The 19,115-nt window shown below is 74.1% G+C and carries 14 protein-coding genes and 1 tRNA gene; 12 read left to right on the forward strand and 3 right to left on the reverse strand.

Translation table 11 applies throughout. The annotated features are described in order from the left end of the window. Positions 1 to 97 precede the first annotated feature (97 nt). Positions 98 to 1,297, forward strand: coding sequence for a serine/threonine-protein kinase (locus ACFCX4_RS06155; RefSeq protein ID WP_376139292.1), 1,200 nt, complete (start codon positions 98 to 100; stop codon positions 1,295 to 1,297). On the opposite strand, the gene ACFCX4_RS06160 is transcribed toward ACFCX4_RS06155, so the two are convergent. Next, positions 1,253 to 1,954 carry an MBL fold metallo-hydrolase gene (locus tag ACFCX4_RS06160; RefSeq protein WP_376139294.1) on the reverse strand — a complete coding sequence of 234 codons (702 nt, stop codon included), beginning with the start codon at positions 1,952 to 1,954 and terminating at the stop codon, positions 1,253 to 1,255. The two genes, ACFCX4_RS06155 and ACFCX4_RS06160, sit on opposite strands and share 45 nt — an antisense overlap. A gap of 120 nt (positions 1,955 to 2,074) precedes the next feature. Then, a complete protein-coding gene (locus tag ACFCX4_RS06165; RefSeq protein ID WP_376139296.1) occupies positions 2,075 to 2,839 on the reverse strand; it encodes a TetR/AcrR family transcriptional regulator in 765 nt (254 codons plus the stop codon). A 179-nt stretch (positions 2,840 to 3,018) separates the two neighbouring features. Between ACFCX4_RS06165 and ACFCX4_RS06170 the strand changes: the two genes are divergently transcribed. From ACFCX4_RS06170 to ACFCX4_RS06185, 4 genes are all read left to right on the forward strand, one after another. Then, entirely contained in the window at positions 3,019 to 3,738 is a 720-nt protein-coding gene (locus ACFCX4_RS06170) for a rhomboid-like protein (protein WP_376139298.1), read from the forward strand. Between the two features lie 63 nt (positions 3,739 to 3,801). Continuing rightward, positions 3,802 to 5,526: a DUF885 domain-containing protein gene (locus ACFCX4_RS06175; RefSeq protein WP_376139299.1), complete on the forward strand. Its 1,725-nt coding sequence runs from the start codon at positions 3,802 to 3,804 to the stop codon at positions 5,524 to 5,526. 286 nt (positions 5,527 to 5,812) lie between these two features. Continuing rightward, a complete protein-coding gene (locus ACFCX4_RS06180; protein ID WP_376139313.1) occupies positions 5,813 to 7,324 on the forward strand; it encodes an MFS transporter in 1,512 nt (503 codons plus the stop codon). A 163-nt stretch (positions 7,325 to 7,487) separates the two neighbouring features. Continuing rightward, entirely contained in the window at positions 7,488 to 8,465 is a 978-nt protein-coding gene (locus tag ACFCX4_RS06185; RefSeq protein WP_376139300.1) for a trypsin-like serine peptidase, read from the forward strand. 128 nt (positions 8,466 to 8,593) lie between these two features. Here the strand turns inward: ACFCX4_RS06185 and ACFCX4_RS06190 are convergent. Further along, a tRNA-Arg gene (locus ACFCX4_RS06190) sits at positions 8,594 to 8,665 on the reverse strand. 217 nt (positions 8,666 to 8,882) lie between these two features. Between ACFCX4_RS06190 and ACFCX4_RS06195 the strand changes: the two genes are divergently transcribed. From ACFCX4_RS06195 to rho, 7 genes are all read left to right on the forward strand, one after another. After that, positions 8,883 to 9,320: a response regulator gene (locus tag ACFCX4_RS06195; protein ID WP_376139302.1), complete on the forward strand. Its 438-nt coding sequence runs from the start codon at positions 8,883 to 8,885 to the stop codon at positions 9,318 to 9,320. Positions 9,321 to 9,394: 74 nt separating this feature from the next. Beyond that, complete coding sequence (argS, locus tag ACFCX4_RS06200) at positions 9,395 to 11,050, forward strand: arginine--tRNA ligase (RefSeq protein ID WP_376139304.1); 1,656 nt, start codon at positions 9,395 to 9,397, stop codon at positions 11,048 to 11,050. 87 nt (positions 11,051 to 11,137) lie between these two features. Further along, entirely contained in the window at positions 11,138 to 12,532 is a 1,395-nt protein-coding gene (lysA, locus tag ACFCX4_RS06205; RefSeq protein WP_376139305.1) for a diaminopimelate decarboxylase, read from the forward strand. A 139-nt stretch (positions 12,533 to 12,671) separates the two neighbouring features. Continuing rightward, positions 12,672 to 13,964 carry a homoserine dehydrogenase gene (locus ACFCX4_RS06210; RefSeq protein ID WP_376139306.1) on the forward strand — a complete coding sequence of 431 codons (1,293 nt, stop codon included), beginning with the start codon at positions 12,672 to 12,674 and terminating at the stop codon, positions 13,962 to 13,964. Positions 13,965 to 13,973: 9 nt separating this feature from the next. Continuing rightward, positions 13,974 to 15,071, forward strand: a complete 1,098-nt coding sequence (gene thrC, locus ACFCX4_RS06215; RefSeq protein ID WP_376139308.1) for a threonine synthase — start codon at positions 13,974 to 13,976, stop codon at positions 15,069 to 15,071. 342 nt (positions 15,072 to 15,413) lie between these two features. Then, positions 15,414 to 16,349, forward strand: coding sequence for a homoserine kinase (gene thrB / locus ACFCX4_RS06220; protein ID WP_376139309.1), 936 nt, complete (start codon positions 15,414 to 15,416; stop codon positions 16,347 to 16,349). 600 nt (positions 16,350 to 16,949) lie between these two features. Further along, the gene (gene rho, locus ACFCX4_RS06225) at positions 16,950 to 19,061 is read left to right on the forward strand and encodes a transcription termination factor Rho (RefSeq protein WP_376139310.1); all 2,112 of its coding nucleotides are present in this window, start codon (positions 16,950 to 16,952) and stop codon (positions 19,059 to 19,061) included. The last annotated feature ends 54 nt before the right edge of the window (positions 19,062 to 19,115 follow it).

The raw sequence follows: 19,115 nt of genomic DNA on the forward strand, positions 1-19,115 counted from the left end.
GGGACCGGGGGCGTTCACCCGAACGCCGCCACCCGCCGCTAACCTGACCCGGTCGGCATGAACGGTGCTCGGATCCGGCGGACTTGGGGGAAGGCGCATGAAGGCGGGCGACGTCGTGGGCGGCCGCTACCGGCTGGAGCGGCAGTTGGGCCAGGGCGGGTTCGGCGTGGTCTGGGCCGCCCACGACGACACCATCGGGCGCCGGGTCGCGCTCAAGGTGCTCTCCGACGAGAAGGCCGGTGACGAGGAGGCGGTCGGACGGTTCATCCGCGAGGCCAGGACCGCCGGCGCCCTCTCCCACCCGCACATCGTCACGCTGTTCGACTACGGGCGGGTGATGGACGGCTCCCGCTGGACCCACTACCTGGTGATGGAGCTGGTCCGGGGCACCTCCCTCGCCGCGCTGCTGCGCGATCGGGGGACCCCGGAGCTGTCCGTCGCCCTGCGGTGGGTCCGGCAGGTCTGCAAGGCGCTGGACGCCGCGCACCGCAACGGCGTGGTGCACCGGGACATCAAGCCCGAGAACATCATGATCAGCGAGAGCGGCGAGGCCAAGGTGCTGGACTTCGGCATCGCCCGGCTGCTCACCCAGGGCGCCGGCGAACTCACCTCCACCGGGGTGGTCGTCGGCACCCCGGCCTACCTGGCGCCCGAGTGCTGGTCCGGGGCGGCCATCGACGGCCGGGCCGACCTCTACGCGCTCGGCGTGGTGCTCTACCAGCTGTGCACCGGCCGGCGCCCGTTCACCGCGGACTCGCCCTACAGCATGATGTTCGCGCACCTCAACGAACAGCCGCAGGCCCCGGGCACCCCCGACCCGGCGCTGGACCGGCTGATCCTGCAGATGCTCGCCAAGGAGCCGGACGACCGGCCCGCCGACGCCGCCGAGGTCCGCCGCCGGCTGCGGCGCGACCTCAGGACGGGGCCCGACCCGGAGGCGCTGCGGCAGAAGGCCGACGACGCCTGGCGGCGCGGCGCGGCCGGCTCGCCCGAGCGGGCCGTCGAGCAGCTGGTCGCGCTGATCCCGCAGTTCGCCCGGGCCTTCGGTCCGACCGACCCGCGGACCCTGCGCACCTGCCACGACCTGGCCCTCTGGCTGGCCCGCTCGGGCCGGCCCGGGGCGGCCGTGGCACTGCTGCGCGAGCTGCTGCCCGCGCTGGACGGCCACCCGCGGGCCCGCGAGGACGTCGGGCGCGACCTGGAGCGCTGGGAGCGCGGGAACGCCGGGGCCGGGCCCGAACCGGACCGCCCGCTACTCCTCGCCGAGCTGCTCGACGGCCCGGCGCAGGGCGGCTGAGCCGCCCTCGGCGATCGGCTCGCCGTGCCCGAACAGCACGGTGCCGGCCTCCAGCGCGGCCAGCCGCCGGAAGGACTTTAGGGCCAGCGCCGGATCGGTGTTGAACACGCCGGGCGTGGTCCGGTGCCCGACGTTGGCGGCGAGGTCGCCGGTGAACAGCACGCCCGCCGCCGGCAGGTGCAGGGCGATCGAGCCGTCGGTGTGGCCGGGCACGTGCACCACCACCGCGCCGCCGCCGAAGCCGAGCACCTCGCCGTCCGTCACCTCGCGGTCGACCCGGCAGGGCGGGGCGGGCGGCAGCGGCGGCAGGGCGGCGCGCAGCTCCTCCTCGAAGGGGCTCAGCACGAACGGCGCCGGCTCCCGCTCGCCGCGCACCACCGGGGCCTCCAGCCGGTGGGCGGTCACCTCGGCGTCCAGCCGGCGGGCGATCTCGGCGGCCGAGCCGGCGTGGTCCTCGTGGTGGTGGGTGAGCACGACGGAGCGCAGCGCGGCCGGGTCGGCGCCGACGGCGCGGATCGCCTCCTCGATCGCGTCGGCCTGCCCGGCGATGCCGGTGTCGACGAGGGTGAGCGTGCCGTCGTCGTCGCGCCAGAGGTAGGCGGTGCCGAAGGCCAGGGTGACGGCGGTCAGTTCGGGGCGTATCCGGGTGATCTCCATGACCGGATCCTGCGCCGCCCGGCGGCCGGTCACGCGCCTGTTCGCCCGGGGCGTGACGGTGTTCGCCCGGGGCTGACTGCTCCGGCCCGCGGCCCCCTGCGTCCGTCGGCCGCCCGTCCGCTACCCGTCGGCCGGTTCCGGCGGCGGCGCCGCCGCCAGGACGGCCCGCAGCCGCGCCGTACGCGGCGAGTCGGCGCCCTCCAGCGCCAGGAACAGGGCCAGCACCCCGGCGGTCTGCCGGTCGTGCAGCGCCGTCGCCGCCGCCATCGCCACGAACTGGTCCACCAGCCACTCGCGCAGCTCGTCCACCGGCAGCGTCCGGCCCTCGTCGAGCCAGCTCAGCGAGGCCCCCTCGACCACCGCGATCCACGAGCGCACCAGCAGCGTCAGCCGCGGCCCGGCCTGCCGCACCCCGAGGTGGCCCAGCGTGCGCCGCAGTGCCGCCCGCCGGACGTCGTCCACGATCGCCGAGGTGCGGGCCGTCTCCACCACCGAGCCGCCGCGCAGCAGCGCCGAGTACCCGGCGTCGTGCTCGGCCACGAAGGAGAAGTACCGCTCCAGCACGGCGGACAGCTGCTGGGTCGGGGTCCCGGCGGCCGGCACCGTGAAGCGGCCGGTGAGCTCCTCGGCGGCGCTGCGCAGCGCCGCCTCGTACAGCTGCTGCTTGCCGCCGGCGAAGTAGCGGTACACCAGCGGCCGGGAGGCCCCGGCGGCCTCCGCCACGTCGTCCAGCCCGACCTCCTCGGGCGGCCGGTGCGCGAACAGCTCCAGGGCCACCGCGATCAGCTGCTCGCGCCGTTGCTGCACCGGCAGCCGCCGGTACCCGGCGCGCCGCGGCCGGGCCGGTTCCGGGGCGGGCGGGACGGGCACTGAGCTGGCTTCCATGGCGGTCAGCGTAGTGGCCCCCGGCCGGATCGGTGCCGGGTCTGCACCGATCTTCCGAACGGGCGTTTGCGCCCGTCCCGGGGCCGCGCGACCCCCGGGCGACCCGCCCCGGAGGCGGCCCGCGGGGCCCCGCCCGAGGATGGGACGCACCACGCCGCCGCACCGAGGAGGCCCGCCGGATGGCGCAGACGCTGGACCGGCCGCCCCGGGCGCGCCGGCTGCGCGGGGCGCCGCGCGCGCTGTGGGCGTGGATCCGCTCGGCACCCGGGACCTACCTGTGGCTGCTGGTCCTGGCGGTCACCAGCTTCCTGGTGGCCCGGATGGACCCGCGCACCCTCGACTGGTTCCTGGCCGCCCGCTCGACCAATCTGGAGCAGCTGCGCTCGCGCCCGGTGCACGCCCTGGTGGCGAGCGCGCTGTGGACCGGGACGTCGAGCTGGCCGCTGTACGCGGTGCTGTTCACGCTGTTCCACGCGAACGCCGAGCGCTGGCTCGGCACCGCGCGGTGGTTCGTCGTGGCCGCGACCGCGCACGTGCTGGCGACCCTGGTGAGCGAGGGCGTGGTGGCCTGGGGGATCGTCCGCGGCGTGCTGCACCGGAGCATGGCCGAGACGGTGGACGTCGGGGTCTCCTACGCCCTGGCCGGGGTGGCGGCGGTGCTCACCCACCGGTTCGCCGGCGGCTGGCGGTGGCTCTACGGCGGCGGGGTGGTGGTGTTCTACCTGGTTCCGCTGGTGTTCTCGCACACCTTCACGGACCTCGGGCACTTCAGCGCCGCGCTGATCGGCCTCTCCTTCTTCCACTTCGCACACGGACGGCCGCGCTGGGACCCGGGCCGTGCGCTGCGCCGCCGGCGGGTCCGGCGCCCGGGCGGCCGACCGGGGCCGGCCGCCCGCTGATTGGCCGGTCCATGCCATCGGATAGGGGCTTGCAAACGGCGCGGGCCACGCAATGATGTCCGGATGGTTGAACTGATCAGCTCCGACGGCACCACACCCCGCAGTGTCGCCGACGCCTATGTACGGGACCTCGCCGAACTCGACCCGCTGACCGCGGTGTACCTGGGTCTGAACCCCGAGGACGACCGGCTCCCCGACCTCTCCCCGGCCGGCGCCGGGGCGATCGCGGAGCTCGGCCGCGCCACGCTGGCCCGGCTCGACTCGGCCGAGGCCGCGCTGGACGCGGCCGAGGCGGCCGGCACCGCCCGGGACGAGGCCGAGCGGCGCTGCGCCCGCCTGCTGCGCGAGCGGCTCACCGCCGAACTCGCCGTCCACGACGCGGGCGAGCGTTACCGGGCCGTCCACAACCTGGGCTCCCCGTTGCACAACGTCCGCGACGTCTTCACCCTCATGCCCACCGACACCGAGGAGCAGTGGCGGATCCTCGGCCGCCGCCTCGCCCGGGTGCCGCAGGCGCTCGCCGGTTACCGCGAGACCCTCGCCGAGGGCATCGGGCGCGGCCTGCTCTCCGGCCCGCGCCAGGTCACCACGGTGACCGGTCAGCTCGGCGAGTGGCTGACCGGGGACACCCCGGGCGGCTGGTTCGGCGAGCTGGTCCGGGAGGCCCCCGAGGCGGTGCGCGCCGAGCTGGCCGGTCACGCGGTGGCCGCCGCCGACGCGCTGGCCGGACTCCGGGACTGGTTGCGCGACGTCTACGGCCCGGCCGCCGCCGGCACCCCCGACCCGGTCGGCCGCGAGCGCTACGCCCGCTGGGTGCGCTACTGGACCGGTGCCGACCTCGACCTCGACGAGGCCTACACCTGGGCCTGGCAGGAGTTCCACGACCTGCTCGCGCAGATGCGCACCGAGGCCGGGAAGGTGCTGCCCGGCGCCGACCCGATGGAGGCGATGAAGTGGCTGGAGACCGACGGTCCCGCGCGCACCGGCGCCGAGGCCGCCCGTGAGTTCCTCCAGGGCCTGATGGACGGCGCGATCGCCGACCTCCAGGGCGTCCACTTCGACCTGGCCGAGCCGATCACCCGGGTCGAGTCGCGGATCGCCCCGGCCGGCAGCGCCGCCGCGCCGTACTACACCGCCCCCTCGCTGGACTTCACCCGCCCGGGCCGGACCTGGCTGCCCACCCTGGGCCGCGAGCGGTTCCCGGAGTGGGACCTCGTCTCGACCTGGTACCACGAGGGCGTCCCCGGCCACCACCTGCAGCTCGCGCAGTGGAACTACGTCGCCGACCGGCTCTCCACCTACCAGGTGAGCCTCGGCGGGGTCAGCGCCAACCTGGAGGGCTGGGCGCTGTACGCCGAGCGCCTGATGGACGAGCTCGGCTACCTCACCGACCCGGGCCACCGGCTCGGCTACCTCAACGCCCAGATGATGCGGGCGCTGCGGGTGATCGTCGACATCGGCATGCACGCCGGCCTGGAGTTCCCGGCCGACTCGCCGTACCGCCCGGGCGCGCCGGTCTCGCCGGAGGCCGCGCGCGAGTTCTTCGGCCTCTACTGCGGGCTCTCCGCCGACTTCCTGGACAGCGAGCTGGTCCGTTACCTGGGCCTGCCCGGCCAGGCGATCGGCTACAAGCTGGGCGAGCGGGCCTGGCTGCGCGGGCGGGCCGCGGCCCGGGCCGCGCACGAGGCGCGGGGCCGGGTCTTCGACCTCAAGGCCTGGCACATGGCGGCGCTGTCGCAGGGCTCACTGGGCCTGGACGACCTGGTCGCGGAGCTGTCGGCCCTGTAGCGCGGAGGCCGGGCCGGGCGGCCCGGGGTTCCGGGGACGTGGTCCCGGGGCCTCGGGCCCCGGTCCCGGCCGTCCTGGTTCTTTGGTCCCATTTCAACCGATTTGGCGAGCTTTTTCCTTGCCATTCGCGGTACCGCGCGTTTGGCTTGAAGGCGACTGCGTGACCTCTCCGCACCCTTCCGGAAAGGCGCCCCCAGTGTCTGTCCAAGCCCAAGCCGCCACCGCTCACGGAACGGCGGACCCCCGTCGCTGGTGGGCCCTGGCGGTCATCGCCATCGCCCAGCTGATGATCGTCCTCGACATCACCATCGTGAACATCGCCCTCCCGTCGGCCCAGAAGGACCTGGGGATATCCGACGCCGACCGGCAGTGGGTGATCACCGCCTACACGCTGGCCTTCGGCGGACTCCTGCTGCTGGGCGGCCGCCTGGGCGACCTCTTCGGCCGCAAACGCGTCTTCACGGTCGGCCTGCTCGGCTTCGCCCTCGCCTCGGCGCTCGGCGGCGCCGCCGGCGGTCCGACCATGCTCTTCGCCGCCCGCGCCCTCCAGGGCGCCTTCGGCGCGCTGCTCGCCCCCTCCGCGCTGGGTCTGCTCTCCACGACCTTCTCCGACCCGAAGGAGCGGAGCACCGCCTTCGGCATCTTCGGCGCGATCGCCGGCGGCGGCGCCGCGATCGGCCTGCTCCTCGGCGGCCTGCTCACCGAGTACCTGAACTGGCGCTGGTGCCTGTTCGTGAACACCCCGATCGCGGTGGTGACCGCCTTCGCGGCGTTCTCCGTGCTGACCCGCGACCACATCGCCAAGGGCACCAGGACCAGACTCGACCTGCCGGGCGCGCTGCTCGGCTGCGGCGGTCTGCTCGCCATCGTGTTCGGCATGTCCGAGGCGGTCACCCGGGGCTGGGTCGACTGGCTGGTGCTGGGTTCGCTGGGGCTCGGCGTGCTGCTGCTCGCGGTGTTCGTCCTGGTCGAGAAGCGCACCCCGCACGCGCTGCTGCCGCTGCACATCGTCGCCGAGCGGAACCGGGGCGGCGGCGCGCTCTCGGTCGGCCTGGCGATGATCGGCATGTTCGGCCTGTTCCTGTTCCTGACCTACTACCTCCAGGTCATCAAGCACTTCTCGCCGGTCATGTCCGGGGTCTCCTTCCTGCCGATGACCGCGGCCATCGTCATCAGCTCGACCGGCTTCGCGGCCCGGCTGATGACCCGCGTGCCGTCCCGCAACCTCATCGGGCCCGGGCTGCTGCTGGCCGCCGCCGGCATGGCCTGGCTGACCCAGATGAAGGTGGACAGCCCCTGGGCCGGCATGGTGCTGCCCGCCGAGCTGCTGCTCGGCTTCGGCATGGGCCTGATCTTCATGCCGTCGATGAGCCTGGCCACCCTCGGCGTCGCGCCGAACGAGGCCGGCGCCGCCTCGGCCACCATCAACTCGGCGCAGCAGGTCGGCGGCTCCTTCGGCACGGCGCTGCTCAACACCATCGCGGCGAGCGCCACCGCGACCTGGCTGGCCGCCCGGGCCGCCGGGGCGGGCGATCCCGCCGTCCAGGCCCAGGGCGCGGTGCACGGATACGTGGTGGCCACCTGGGTGGCCATGGGCATCCTGCTGCTGGCCGCGCTGGTCGCCTTCGTGATGATCGACCACCGGCCGGGGCCGGCGGAGGCCACCGGGGCCGTCGGCGGAGCCGCCCAGGCGGGGCCGGCGGAGGCGGGCGCCGCTGGGTCCGGGGCGCAGGGGGCCGGCGCCCCGGCGCCCGCGCCGCAGGAGGCGCCCGCCCACCAGCGGCAGCGGGCCACCTGACGGGCGCCGCCGGGCCGCCCCCGCCCCCGTGACGTCCGGGGCGGGGGCGACCGGCTGAATTCTCATGCCGTTCCCAGCCGCGCATCACGGCCCTCCCAGCTCCGAACGCCATAGTCGGAACCGTCCCCGCACCGCCGCCGACCAGGGCAGGAGCCGATCAGGCATGGGCCAGCACCGCCGCCGCACCCGACGACGCCGTCTGCTGGGCCCGACCCTGGTCACCACGACCCTCTCCGCGCTCACCGTGGCGGCGGTCGTCGTCGGCAGCCACAGCATGACCCCCCGCGCCACGGCCGTCGCCTCCCCGGGGACGGCTCCCGCGACCGCCCCCGCGCAGAGCCCCGCGGCGGCCCCGGCCGTTCCGGCCGCTCCGGAGCCCGCGGCCACCGCCGTCGTCGGCCCCGCCACCACCGCCGCCGCCGCCGCGTCCCCGTCCGCCTCCGGGGCCGCCTCCGGGGCCGCCTCCGCCTCCGCCCGGGCCGACGGCCCTCCGGGCACCACCGCCGTCGCCCCGGCCACCCCCGAAGCGGCCACCGTCGGCGCCCTGTTCAGCGGCGCGGTCGGCGCCGGCCACCACTTCTGCACCGCCGGCGTGCTGCACAGCCCCGCCGGCAACCTGCTGCTCACCGCCGCGCACTGCCTCGACGACCCGGCCGGCGTCACCTTCGTCCCCGGCTACCGCGACGGCCTCGCCCCGTACGGCACCTGGCGGGTCACCGCCGTGCACACCACCGAGGGCTGGTCCCGGGAGGGCGACCAGGACGAGGACTTCGCGATCCTGGAGACCGCCGCCGACGGCGAGGGCCGCCGGATCGAGGACGTGGTCGGCGGCAACACCCTCGGCACCGACGAGCCGTTCGGCACCGCCGTCCGCCTCTACGGCTACCCCGCCGGCACCGAGCAGCCCCTGCTGTGCACCAACGCCACCGGCCGGCAGAGCGCCCGCCAGCGCGTCATCGACTGCCCCGGCTACCCGGGCGGCACCAGCGGCGGGCCCTGGATCTCCACCGCCACCGGCCGCGTCGTCGGCGTCGTCGGCGGCCACCAGGAGGGCGGCGACACCCCGGACACCTCCTACAGCGCCCTGTTCGACCACACCATCGCCGAGCTCTACGCCGACGCGGTCGCCGCCGCGTCCTGACGGGGCGCCGGGCGGGAGGGCCGGAGCGCGGGCACGGGGGAGGAGGCGGGGGAGTCCGGAGAACGAAACAGGCCCAGTCCGGTGGCAAATCGCCACTGGCCTGGGCCTCTTCGGCACTTCCTGCGAAGTGCCCCCGGTAGGATTCGAACCTACGCACCCGCCTCCGGAGGGCGGTGCTCTATCCCCTGAGCTACGGGGGCTTGCTCGGTGTTGTCGTCGCGTTCGCTTCGACGTGGAGAACACTACCAGGCTCCGGGCGTGCTCCGTGCACGGGTTTCCGGGTGGTCCGCCGGGCCGTGCGGGCCGCCCCGCGGCCGGCCCCGCGGGGCGCGGCGTGACGGGCGGCACGGCCCGGCGGCGGGGCGGAAGTCGGCAAAGGCCGGACGGGGCGGCGGGGGCGCCGATACCCTCGGTGAGGTGTCGGGAGTGTCCGGGCGGGTCCTCGTGGTGGACGACAGCGAGGTGATCCGCCAGCTGATCAGGGTCAACCTGGAGCTTGAGGGCTTCGAGGTGGTGACCGCCGCCGACGGTGCCGAGTGCCTGGAGGTGGTCCGCCTGGTGAAGCCCGACCTGGTGACGCTGGACGTGATGATGCCGCGGCTGGACGGCCTGCGGACGGCGGCCCGGCTGCGGGCGGCGCCCGGGACCAGGCGGCTGCCGATCGCGATAGTGAGCGCGTGCACGCCCGCCGACCTCGATCTGGGGGAGTCGGTCGGGGTGGACGGCTACCTCGGCAAGCCCTTCGACCCGGCGGACCTGGTCGCGCTGGTGCGGCGGCTGGTGCGTCCCGGCCGGGGCGACGGAGCGGCGAACAGGTTTCGCCCTCAGCGAACAGACGGCGGCGATCGGGGCTGAGCGCGGCGCCCCGGACGTCTCAACCGGCAAACCGGGTGGCGGGCGCCCTCCCCCTCTCGCCTACGCTTGGCGTCGTGACCCCCGCAGAGCTTTCCCAGGCAGTCCAGGCCGCAGTGAGCGCCGCCGTCGAGGCGGGCGAGCTGGCCGTCGCCGTGCCCGAGCACGTGACGATCGAGCGGCCCAAGAACAGGGACCACGGCGACTACGCGACGAACGTGGCCCTCCAGCTCGCGAAGCCGGCCGGCCGGCCGCCGCGAGCCGTGGCGGACGTCCTGGCCGCCCGCCTGCGCGGGATCACCGGCGTCACCGGGGTCGACATCGCCGGCCCGGGCTTCCTGAACATCACCCTGGACACCGCCACCCAGGGCGAGCTGGCCCGCACCGTCGTCGAGGCGGGCGCCGCGTACGGCCGCAACGAGGCGCTCAAGGGCCTGAAGATCAACCTGGAGTTCGTCTCCGCGAACCCCACCGGCCCGATCCACATCGGCGGCGTCCGCTGGGCCGCGGTCGGCGACTCGCTGGCCCGGGTGCTGCGCGCCTCCGGCGCCGACGTCACCACCGAGTACTACCTCAACGACGCCGGCGTGCAGATCACCAAGTTCGCCGCCTCGCTGCAGGCCGCCGCGAACGGCCGCGAGGTGCCGGAGGGCGGCTACGTCGGCGAGTACATCGCCGACATCGCCGAGGCGATCACCGCCGCCGTCCCGGGCCTGCTGGAGAAGGACGAGGACGAGCAGCTCCGGGTCTTCCGCACCGAGGGCCTGCGCCTGATGGTCGCCGAGATCCAGCGCTCGATGGACGAGTTCGGCACCCACTTCGACGTGTGGTTCTCGGAGAAGTCGCTGCACGACTCCGGCGCCGTCGGGCAGGCCATCGAGCGGCTGCGCGAGCAGGGCCACGTCTTCGAGCAGGACGGCGCCATCTGGCTGCGCACCACCGACTTCGGCGACGACAAGGACCGCGTCCTGGTCAAGGCCGACGGCGACACCACCTACTTCGCCGCCGACGCCGCCTACTACCTCTCCAAGCGGGACCGCGGCGCCGAGGTGTCGGTCTACATGCTGGGCGCGGACCACCACGGCTACGTCAACCGCCTCAAGGCCATCGCCGCCTGCGCGGGCGACGACATGGACCGCAACATCGAGGTCCGGATCGGCCAGTTCGTGAAGATGCTGCGCGACGGCGAGGAGGTCCGCATGTCCAAGCGGGCCGGCAACATCATCACGATCGACGACGTCGTCGAGTGGATCGGCGTGGACGCGGCCCGCTACACCCTGGCGCGGTCCTCCACCGACTCCACCATCACGCTCGACATCAACGTGCTGACCAGCCAGACCAACGAGAACCCGGTCTTCTACGTCCAGTACGCGCACGCCCGGATGTGCTCGGTGCAGCGCAAGGCCGGCGAGCTGGGCATCACCCGCTCCGCCGACTTCAAACCCGAGCTGCTCGCCACCGAGTGGGAGTCCGACCTGCTCGGCCAGCTCGGCGAGTTCCCGCGGGTCCTGGCGACCGCGGGCGAGCTGCGCGAGCCGCACCGGGTCGCGCGCTACCTGGAGGAGCTGGCGGGCACGTACCACCGCTTCTACGACAACTGCCAGATCCTGCCGAAGGGCGACGAGGAGGTCACCGACCTCACGCACGCCCGGCTCTGGCTCGCCGACGCGACACGCACGGTGATCGCGAACGGCCTGACGCTGCTGGGCGTCTCGGCGCCCGAGCGGATGTAGGCACCACCCCCATGTGCACAGCGGGGGCGGCGGACGGTCAACGCGGACCGTCGCCGCCCCTCGCCATAGGTCGAGGAAACCAACGACATGTCTCGCTCCGCACACCCCGCAGGCCCCCGGCACGGCGACGTCCTGCCCGAGGGCCACTACCAGGCGCCGCCCAGCGACCTGAACGCGCTCGACCCCAAGGTCTGGTCCCGCACCGTCGCGCGTGACGAGGAGGGCGTGGTCACCGTCGGCGGCGTCGACGTCAAGCGGCTGGCCGCCGAGTTCGGCACCCCGGCGTACGTCATGGACGAGGCCGACTTCCGGGCCCGGGCCCGGGCCTGGCGCGAGGCGTTCGGCACGGAGGCCGACGTCTTCTACGCGGGCAAGGCGTTCCTCTCCAAGGCGGTCGTGCGCTGGCTGCACGAGGAGGGCCTCAACCTCGACGTGTGCAGCCCCGGCGAGCTGGCCGTGGCGCTGGCCGCGGGGATGCCGGCGGAGCGGATCGCGCTGCACGGCAACAACAAGTCGGTGGACGAGCTGGAACACGCGGTGAAGACCGGGGTCGGGCACATCGTGGTCGACTCCTTCGAGGAGATCGAGCGGCTCGCGGCGATCGCCGGCCGCCAGGGCGTCCGCCAGCCGGTGCTGATCCGGATCACGGTCGGCGTCGAGGCGCACACCCACGAGTTCATCGCCACCGCGCACGAGGACCAGAAGTTCGGCCTCTCGCTCACCGGGGGAGCGGCCGCCGAGGCCGTCCGCCGGGTGCTGGCGCACGGCGGGACCCTCGAACTGCGCGGCATCCACTCGCACATCGGCTCGCAGATCTTCGACACCGCCGGCTTCGAGGTGGCCGCCCGCCGGGTGGTCGGCCTGCTGGCGGAGATCCGCGACGAGCACGGCGTCGAGCTGCCCGAGATCGACCTCGGCGGCGGCCTCGGCATCGCGTACACCAGCGAGGACGACCCGCGCGAGCCGGCCGAGATCGCCGCCGCGCTGGCCGGGATCGTGCGCCGGGAGTGCGCCGGCGCGGGCCTGACCGCCCCCCGGCTGAGCGTGGAGCCCGGCCGGGCGATCGTCGGCCCGACCGCGTTCACCCTGTACGAGGTCGGCACCGTCAAGGCGCTGGCGGGCCTGCGCACCTACGTCAGCGTGGACGGCGGGATGTCCGACAACATCCGCACCGCGCTGTACGACGCCGAGTACTCGGTGGCCCTGGTGTCGCGCACCAGCGGCGCCGAGCCGATGCTGGTCAGGGTGGTCGGCAAGCACTGCGAGTCCGGCGACATCGTCGTGCGGGACGCCTTCCTGCCCGCCGACCTGGCCCCCGGCGACCTGATCGCGGTGCCCGCCACCGGCGCCTACTGCCGTTCGATGGCGAGCAACTACAACCACGCCCTCAAGCCCCCCGTGCTCGCCGTCGCCGACAGCGCGGCCCGGGTGATCGTCCGGCGCGAGACGGAGGAGGATCTCCTGCGTCTGGATATCGGATGACGAAATCCTCGTCTCAGATCATGGAACGACCGTAGATCCGTACGGAAAGTCCCGGAGACTGGTGGGAACCGAAAGTCCGGCGGGCCCCCGAAAATCCCGCCGGAACGACCGAAGCACGATGAATGCAGAGCGGAGTCGGATGATGCGTACGCGGCCGCTGAAGGTGGCGTTGCTGGGCTGTGGTGTGGTGGGCTCCGAGGTGGCGCGCATCATGACGACAGACGCCGCCGACCTCGCCGCGCGCATCGGCGCGCCGGTCGAGCTCGCCGGCATCGCGGTCCGGCGGCCCGGGCGGGTCCGCCCGGGCGTGCCCGAGCACCTGCTCACCACCGATGCCGAGGCTCTGGTCAACCGGGGCGACATCGACGTGGTGATCGAGGTCGTGGGCGGCATCGAGCCGTCCAAACACCTCATCCTGTCGGCCTTCCGGCAGGGTGCCTCGGTGGTCAGCGCCAACAAGGCGCTGCTCGCCAAGGACGGCACCGAACTGCACGCGGCCGCCGCCGCGGCCGGCGTCGACCTCTACTACGAGGCCGCGGTGGCCGGCGCGATCCCGCTGCTGCGCCCGCTGCGCGAGTCGCTGGCCGGCGACCGGGTCAACCGGGTGCTGGGCATCGTCAACGGCACCACCAACTTCATCCTCGACAAGATGGACACCACCGGCGCCGGTTACTCGGAGGCGCTGGAGGAGGCCACCGCGCTCGGCTACGCCGAGGCCGACCCGACCGCGGACGTGGAGGGCTTCGACGCCGCCGCCAAGGCCGCGATCCTGGCCGGCATCGCCTTCCACACCGAGGTGACCGCGGCGGACGTCTACCGCGAGGGCATCACCGAGGTGACCGCCGCCGACATCGCCTCCGCCAAGGCGATGGGCTGCGTGGTGAAGCTGCTGGCGATCTGCGAGCGGGCGGCCGACGGCGAGTCGGTCACCGCGCGCGTCCACCCGGCGATGATCCCGCTGTCGCACCCGCTGGCCTCGGTCCGCGAGGCGTACAACGCGGTGTTCGTGGAGGCCGCCGCGGCCGGCCGGCTGATGTTCTACGGCCCCGGCGCGGGCGGCGCGCCCACCGCCTCCGCGGTCCTCGGCGACCTCGTCGCGGTCTGTCGCAACAAGCTCGCCGGAGCCACCGGCCCCGGTGACTCGGTCTACACCCAGCTGCCGGCCAAGCCGATGGACGAGGTCGTCACCCGCTACCACGTCAGCCTCGACGTCGACGACCGCGCGGGCGTGCTCGCCCAGGTCGCCTCCGTCTTCGCCGAGCACGGCGTCTCCATCGACACCGTGCGCCAGCAGGGCCGCGACGGCGACGCCTCGCTCGTCGTGGTCACCCACCGCGCCACCGACGCCGCGCTGTCGGCGACGGTGGACAAGCTCCGCGCACTCGACAGCGTGCGCGACGTGGCCAGCATCATGCGGGTCGAAGGGGAATAGGAACAGATGATGAGCAGCGTTGCCGAGAACGCCGCCCGAGGCACCCACACCCACCAATGGCGGGGCCTGATCGAGGAGTACCGGGACCGCCTGCCGGTCAGCGCGGCGACCCCCGTGGTCACCCTGCTGGAGGGCGGCACCCCGCTGGTCCCCGCCCAGGTGCTCTCCGAGCGCACCGGCTGCGAGGTCTACCTCAAGGTCGAGGGCGCCAACCCGACCGGGTCCTTCAAGGACCGCGGCATGACGATGGCCATCTCCAAGGCGAAGGAGGACGGCGCCCAGGCCGTCATCTGCGCCTCCACCGGCAACACCTCGGCCTCGGCCGCCGCCTACGCGGTGCGGGCCGGGATGGTGTCGGCGGTGCTCGTCCCGCAGGGCAAGATCGCCCTCGGCAAGATGGGCCAGGCGCTGGTGCACGGCGCGAAGATCCTCCAGGTGGACGGGAACTTCGACGACTGCCTCACCCTTGCGCGTGAACTGTCCGAGAAGTACCCGGTGGCGCTGGTCAACTCGGTGAACCCGGTCCGCATCGAGGGTCAGAAGACCGCCGCCTTCGAGATCGTCGACATGCTCGGCGACGCGCCCGACATCCACGTGCTCCCGGTCGGCAACGCGGGCAACATCACCGCGTACTGGAAGGGCTACCGCGAGTACGCCACCGACGGCCTGGCCACCCGCACGCCGCGGATGTGGGGCTTCCAGGCCTCCGGCTCGGCCCCGATCGTCGACGGCGCCCCGGTGCTCAAGCCGCAGACCATCGCCACCGCGATCCGGATCGGCAACCCGGCCTCCTGGGACTACGCGCTCGCCGCGCGGGACGAGTCGGGTGGCCTGATCGACAAGGTGACCGACCGTCAGATCCTCTCCGCCTACCGGCTGTTGGCCTCCCAGGAGGGCGTCTTCGTGGAGCCCGCCTCGGCCGCCTCGGTGGCCGGCCTGCTGGCCAAGGCGGAGGCAGGCCTGGTCGACCCCGGCCAGCGGATCGTCTGCACCGTGACCGGCAACGGCCTGAAGGACCCGGACTGGGCGGTGGCCGGCGCGCCGCAGCCGCAGATCGTCCCGATCGACCCGGAGGCCGCCGCCGAGCGCCTCGGACTGCTGGACTGACGCCCCCTCGACCGGGCCGACCCCCCCTTTCGGGGGTCGGCCCGGTCGCGTTCTCGACTGACACTTTTGTGTCAATTCCGCCGCGTATTCCGAACCGATTCCGGCATGGATTCCGGCCAGAAGCGGCAACACACCAGATCGAAGCCCCACGGGGTGTACCGCTGTGGAACCTCTCTTCGATACTCTGGGTGCGGCCGTGTGGCACATGCCCCGGGTCCGGTCCCGTCGCGGACCGCACCACCGACTGTGACCGTCCGCCCCGGCCGGGGCCCGCGGCCCGCTCCCCACCCCCTCGCACCGACGCGCTTCGCGCCGCCCGATTTCCCCAGGAGAGTCCACCGCATGGCCGGTCCTGCGTTCCGTGCCGCCGCCGTCCGGGTCCGGGTTCCCGCGACCAGCGCCAACCTCGGCCCGGGGTTCGACGCCTTCGGACTCGCGCTGGGTCTGTACGACGACGTGGTCGTCCGGGTCTCCGACTCCGGGCTCTCCGTCGACATCGCCGGCGAGGGTGCCGACACGCTGCCCCGCGACGAGCGCCACCTGCTGGTCCGCTCGATGCGGGCCGCCTTCGACCGCCTCGGCGGCCAGCCGCGCGGCCTTGAGGTGGTCTGCGCCAACCGCATACCGCACGGCCGCGGCCTGGGCTCCTCGTCCGCCGCGATCTGTGCCGGGATCGTCGCCGCCCGCGCCGTCACCATCGGCGGTCCGACCGCCCTGGACGACGACGCCCTGCTGGCCCTCGCCTCCGAGCTGGAGGGCCACCCGGACAACGTGGCGGCCTGTCTGCGCGGCAACTTCACCGTGGCGTGGACCGAGGAGGACACCGCCCGGGCGATCGCCCTGGAGCCGTCCGCCGAGGTCGTCCCGGTGGTGTTCGTCCCGGCCGTCGAGGTGCTCACCGAGACCGCCCGGGGCCTGCTGCCGAGAACCGTTCCGCTGGCCGACGCCGCCGCCAACGCGGGCCGGTCCGCGCTGCTGGTCGAGGCGCTGACCCGGCGGCCGGAGCTGCTGCTGACCGCCACCGAGGACCGGATCCACCAGGACTACCGGGCCTCCGCGATGCCGGACAGCGCCGCGCTGGTGGCCGCCCTGCGCGCCGAGGGCGTGCCGGCCGTGATCTCCGGGGCCGGTCCGACCGTGCTCGCGCTCACCGACGAGGCGGGCGTGCAGAAGGTCCTGGACTTCGCCGGCGACCACGGCACCGGCGGCCCGGTGTTCGCCGCCCACCGGCTCGAACTCGACCGGACCGGCGCCACCGTGCTCCCGCTGGACGTCTGACCGTTCCGTCCGTGGTGCCCGGGCGGGCCCGCCGGCCCGGCCCGCCCGGACACGATTGGCAAGGGCAAGGCCGGGGAATGTCTGAGGGGGTCGGTAGTGTTAACCTCATTGCTGCACCAGGTGCCCTCCGGGGCCCGGTGCGCCGCGTCCCGATCCCAGCACTCCGCACCAGCGGAGTCCCGGCGATGCACGGGGCGACGATTCTCCGGGAGCCCACCGCAGCGCGTACGCAGCCTGCCTGCGCGACTTGCGGCCGCATCCCGAAGCCGTGACGGCACCTGACTCCCACCCGCGGCCTCCCACCTTGAGGCCAGGACGGGCGGAGCACGGGCCGCCATCACGCGCCGGGGGCCCGGGATTCGCAGGCAGCGTGGGGGCGACCTCCGGCCGGCGGCCGGGGGAGGGTCGGTGGACGACCGTCCCGCCACGCCACTCAGCACCACCGTGCTTCACGCACCGCACCTCGTAGCTCTCTCCCGACTGGCACAGCGCCATTCGGGGGATCACCGCCTCGGACCGACGCAGTCGAGCGTTGGTCAGGACAGCACAACCGGTCGCCGAGCCAGACAGGCCGACGTCCGCTCCAGGGAAGGACCCTTAGTGAGCGACACCACCGATCTGATGGGCGCGCGCCCGGACGCCGAGGCGCCGGACGCAGCCGCCGCCCCCGCGGCCCCGGCGCGGCGCCGCCGTACCGCCGCCGCGGGCCTGGACGGCATGGTCCTGGCGGAGCTGCAGAAGCTCGCCGCGGACCTTGGCATCACCGGTACCGGACGCATGCGCAAGAGCCAGCTGATCGAGACCATCAAGGAGAAGAGCGGCGGGGACCCGCTGCTCGCCGGCACCGCGGCCGCTCCGGCCGCCAAGCGCAGCGCCGCCAAGGCCGAGGCCGCCGAGCCGGCCGAGAAGCCGGCCCGCCGCACCACCAAGGCCGCCGCGGCCCGGGCCGAGGCCCCCGCCGCCGCCGAGGCGCAGGCCCAGATCGAGATCCCGGTCCAGGCCGCCGCCGAGACCGCCGCGCCCGCCCGCACCGAGCGCACCCGCCGTCGGGCCACCTCGGCCGCCGGCGCCCCGGCCGCCGAGACCGCTGCCGAGGCGCCCGCCGCCGTGGTGACCGAGGCCAAGCAGGCCGAGGCCCGTCCCGAGGGCGCCCGCGCCTTCGAGAACCGCGAGGAGGGCCGCGCCGAGACCACCCGCCGCGACCGCCGGGAGCGCCGCGACCGCCGCGAGGGCGGCGAGCGCGAGGGCCGCCAGGAGGCCCCCGAGGCCCAGGACGGCGACGGCCGCGAGTCGCGCCGGGACCGCCGCAACCGCCGGGACCGCGCTGACCGCCCCGAGCGCACCGAGCGCACCGAGCGCCAGCCCCAGCAGGCCGGCGCCCAGGGCGAGGGCCAGCCGGCCCGGCAGAGCGGCGGCCAGCAGCAGGCCCAGCCGCAGGCGCAGCAGCAGGGCGGCTTCGACGACGACGAGTACGGTGACGGCCGCCGCGGCCGCCGGGGCCGTTACCGCGACCGCCGCGGCCGCGGCCGCCGCGAGGGCTTCGAGACCACCGGCACCGAGCCGCAGATCGGCGAGGACGACGTCCTGATCCCGGTCGCGGGCATCCTCGACATCCTCGACAACTACGCGTTCGTGCGCACCTCCGGCTACCTGCCGGGCCAGAACGACGTCTACGTCTCGCTCGCCCAGGTCCGCAAGAACGGCCTGCGCAAGGGTGACGCCATCACCGGTGCGGTGCGCCAGCCGCGCGAGGGCGAGCGCCGCGAGAAGTTCAACGCCATGGTGCGGCTGGACTCCGTCAACGGCATGGACCCGGAGAGCGGCCGCGGCCGTCCCGAGTTCAACAAGCTGACCCCGCTCTACCCGCAGGAGCGGCTGCGCCTGGAGACCGACCCGGGCGTGCTGACCACCCGGATCATCGACCTGGTGTCGCCGATCGGCAAGGGCCAGCGCGGTCTGATCGTCGCGCCGCCGAAGACCGGCAAGACGATGGTGCTGCAGGCGGTCGCCAACGCGATCACCCACAACAACCCCGAGTGCCACCTGATGGTCGTCCTGGTCGACGAGCGTCCGGAAGAGGTCACCGACATGCAGCGGTCGGTGAAGGGCGAGGTCATCTCCTCGACCTTCGACCGCCCGGCGGAGGACCACACCACCGTCGCGGAGCTGGCCATCGAGCGCGCCAAGCGCCTGGTGGAGCTGGGCCACGACGTGGTGATCCTGCTGGACTCGATCACCCGTCTGGGCCGTGCCTACAACCTGGCGGCGCCCGCCTCCGGCCGCATCCTGTCCGGTGGTGTCGACTCGACCGCGCTGTACCCGCCGAAGAAGTTCTTCGGCGCCGCGCGCAACATCGAGAACGGCGGCTCGCTGACCATCCTGGCCACCGCGCTGGTCGAGACCGGCTCGCGGATGGACGAGGTGATCTTCGAGGAGTTCAAGGGCACCGGCAACATGGAGCTCAAGCTCGACCGGAAGCTCTCGGACAAGCGCATCTTCCCGGCCGTCGACGTGGACGCCTCCAGCACCCGCAAGGAGGAGATCCTGCTCGGCAGCGAGGAGCTCGCCATCGTCTGGAAGCTGCGCCGGGTGCTGCACGCCCTCGACTCGCAGCAGGCGATCGAGCTGCTGCTGGACAAGATGAAGCAGACCAAGAGCAACGCCGAGTTCCTGATGCAGATCGCCAAGACGACCCCCGGGTCCGGCGACTGAGCGTCCTCCCGCAGGGAGACGCCGACGGCATCCGAGCCCCGGCCCGCGCGAGCG

Source organism: Kitasatospora sp. NPDC056327 (assembly GCF_042261735.1).
GTDB lineage: Bacteria > Actinomycetota > Actinomycetes > Streptomycetales > Streptomycetaceae > Kitasatospora.